This window comes from Alcanivorax sp. HI0083 (assembly GCF_001635175.1).
In genome coordinates this window covers 1-2,951 of the sequence record NZ_LWFX01000984.1, presented here as the reverse complement: position 1 = coordinate 2,951, position 2,951 = coordinate 1, and the positions used below count along the sequence as shown (strand labels likewise).

The 2,951-nt window shown below is 61.1% G+C and carries 3 protein-coding genes; 1 reads left to right on the top strand and 2 read right to left on the bottom strand.

Features of this window, described 5'->3' with window-relative positions:
- Nucleotides 1–207, bottom strand: a 207-nt coding sequence (locus A3754_RS11730) for a hypothetical protein (RefSeq protein WP_156496958.1), incomplete at its 3' end; no start/stop codon positions are given.
- 153 nt (nt 208–360) lie between these two features.
- On the bottom strand, nt 361–2,124 hold the full coding sequence (locus A3754_RS11725; protein WP_063519834.1) for a monovalent cation:proton antiporter-2 (CPA2) family protein: 1,764 nt from the start codon (nt 2,122–2,124) through the stop codon (nt 361–363).
- Between the two features lie 196 nt (nt 2,125–2,320).
- Here A3754_RS11725 and A3754_RS11720 point away from each other — a divergent pair, with 196 nt between their 5' ends.
- Nucleotides 2,321–2,923 carry an HPP family protein gene (locus tag A3754_RS11720; RefSeq protein ID WP_063519833.1) on the top strand — a complete coding sequence of 201 codons (603 nt, stop codon included), beginning with the start codon at nt 2,321–2,323 and terminating at the stop codon, nt 2,921–2,923.
- Nucleotides 2,924–2,951 lie beyond the last annotated feature (28 nt).

Below are 2,951 nucleotides of genomic sequence, written 5' to 3'. Positions count from 1 at the left end.
GCCGGTGGGCGCACTCACCGGGGTTTTCGGGGCGTAGCTCTCCGAGGTATCTGCCAGGGTACCCTGGTTGCTTTCAGCGTTGACCGTCACTTCAGGAATTTCGTGGACACTGTTGTCGGTATCAGTCTGCGCGGCCGTGGAGACCAGCGGACACAGCAGCAGGGAAGCCGCCAGGGAGCGACTCAAAACGCGAGCATAGATGATCATGGTAGTGCCTGTGGCTAATATTCTGCGATCCCCCGGCCTTCGGAGCCTTGCCGCCAATAACGTCCCTTTCGTCAGCGCGGCAGACCGGAAACTTGGGCCGGGATAGTAATGCAGGTGCAAACTATTCTCAATACTGATTGCTGTATGACACCGCTACGGCTTTCCCTCCGACAGCAACGACTGCAATTCCGCCCGGCCTTTGGCATTGGTTTCCACCAGCATGTCCACATCGGCACGATGCTCAATCTGTTCCAGCAGCAGGCGCTCATCCAGATCCCGGAAGCTGCGTACCAGATCAATGGCGGTGGATTCGGGAACGCCCAGCTGCATCAACGTCAGGCGGGCACTGAGCAGGGCAGATTCAAAGCTTTCCCGAATCACTTGATCCACGCCCAGGGCATGTAGCTTGTAAGCGTGATAGCGGTCGCGGGCGCGAGCCACAATGGTCACGCTGGGAAAGTGGTGGCGTACCAGTTCGGCGGCTTTCAGGGAGGCGTCCACATCGTCCACCGCCAGCACCAGCACCTTGGCATGCTCCAGGCCCGCGTTGTGCAATAGATCGAGCCGGGTTACATCGCCAAAGTACACTTCGTTGCCGTAGCGCCGCAGCATATCGATTTCATCCGGGTCGGAATCCAGTGCGGTGAAGGGAATCTGGCGCCCCACCAGAATCCGCGCGGTGATCTGCCCGAAGCGGCCAAGCCCGGCAATCACCACCTGGGGGTGGTGCGCAGGCATGCTTTCTTCTTCCAGATCCTTGCGTGGCCCCTTGCTACTCGCCTTGGGCCACAACATCGCCATCAGCTTCAGCAATAACGGTGTGCACGCCATGGACAATGCCACCACCAGATTGAGCTGCCCGGCGATGGCCGGGTCGAGCAGGTTCAAGGTTTGCGCCTGGGTCAGCAGCACAAAGGCGAACTCCCCGCCCTGGCTGAGCAAAATGCCGAACATGAAGGTACTGCGCCACTCACCACCGCGCAGGCGGCTGATCACTATCAGCACCAGCGCCTTCAGACCCAGCAGCATCACCAGGAAGAGGGCAATGTTACCCGGGTGGTCCAACAGCAAACGCAGGTCCATGGTCATGCCGATCGCCAGGAAGAACAGCCCCAGCAGCAGCCCCTTGAAGGGCTGAATGTCGGTTTCCAATTGTTCCCGGTAGGGCGAGTTGGCCAGTAGCACACCCGCCACAAACGCACCCAGCCCCATGGACAGGCCCAGGTGCTCCATCAGCGCCGCAGACCCCAGCACCAGCATCAGCGCACTGGCGGTCATCAACTCCCGGTTGCGCAGCTTGGCCAGCCAGCCCAGCCAGGGGTTCAGCGCATACTTGCCCGCCAGCACCATGGCCACCAGTGCCGCCAGGCCCGCCAGCAATTGCGGGCTACCTTCCCCGGCCTGGGCGCCGGCCAACACCGGCAACAGCAGCAAGATGGGAATCACCGCCAGATCCTGAAACAGCAAAATGGAAAACGCGGAGCGGCCCTGCGGGGTACCCAGCTGATTGTTCTCCACCAGCATCTGCACTACAAAGGCCGTGGACGACAGCGCCAGCGTGGCGCCGATGGCCAGGCTCTGGTTGGTGCTGAAACCCACCAGCCAAAACCCGCCAGCCAACAACAGCGCGCTGAATACCATCTGGCTGGCACCCAGCCCCACCAGGCGGCGACGCTGCGCCCACAACTGCTGTGGGGCCAGTTCCAGCCCCACCAGAAACAGCATCAGCACCACCCCCAGCTCGGCAAAATGCAGCACATCGTTACCGCCACTGACCAGGCCAAACCCCAGCGGCCCTACGGCGATACCGGCCGCCAGGTAGCCAAGGATGCTGCCCAGCCCCAGCCGCTGAAACAACGGCAACAACACCAGTGTCGCCCCCAGCAACACCAGCGCCTGCGAGAAAAATCCGTCCACACCGATCTCCTTTTTTGTCTTGGCTCATGCTAGCGGATTTGCCTGGCCTGCGTTGTTAAAAAACCGTTGCCACACCTTGATGAAGCCGCCCGCTATCCGCCACACCCGCTTGTCGCAAAAAATGCACCATAATTGCCCAAGCGGCCGCAAGGCCTTAGTATGCGCGCTCTTTTTCTGCCCCGGATTAGTGCGCACCATGAGTAAGGAAAGTGATCAGCTCCGCCAACAACTGGTCGGTGGACTGTTGCGGCAGCTGCATCTGGAAACCATGAGTGAGCGCTTTAATCCCCGCGTCGTGCTGGCGCTGTTCAACCTGGTCAACGGCGGCCTCAGCATTGCGCTGATCGCCAGTGTGGCGCTGGTGACCCAGCAAGCGTTTATCTTTCCCTCACTGGGTGCGACGGCCTTCCTGCTGTTCCACCTGCCCCTGGCGGAAGCAGCTTCCCCTCGCAATGTACTCAGCGGTCATCTGATTGGTGCCCTGTGTGGGTGGGCATCACTGTGGTTATGCGGCCTGCACGATGCACCGGCCGCCTTTATCACCGGCGTTGAATGGTCACGGGTGGCCGCTGCCGGCCTGTCGCTGGGGCTCACCAGCGCACTGATGATTCTGTTCCGGGTCGCCCACCCGCCCGCCGGCGCGACTGCGCTGATTATGTCACTGGGGCTGATGCACGAACTGCAGCAGCTGCCGGTATTGCTCAGCGCGGTGGCCCTGCTGGTTGGCCAGGCCTTCGTAATCAATCGACTGGCCGGCATTCCCTACCCACTATGGGCCCCCCGTCAGCCCGGTGTCTGATCAACACATTCTGTAATGAGAACGATTC

Bases quoted from the DNA above. Each gene is read 5' to 3' on its own strand.
- A3754_RS11720 (WP_063519833.1), top strand. From the start codon at position 2,321: ATGAGTAAGGAAAGTGATCAGCTCCGCCAACAACTGGTCGGTGGACTG.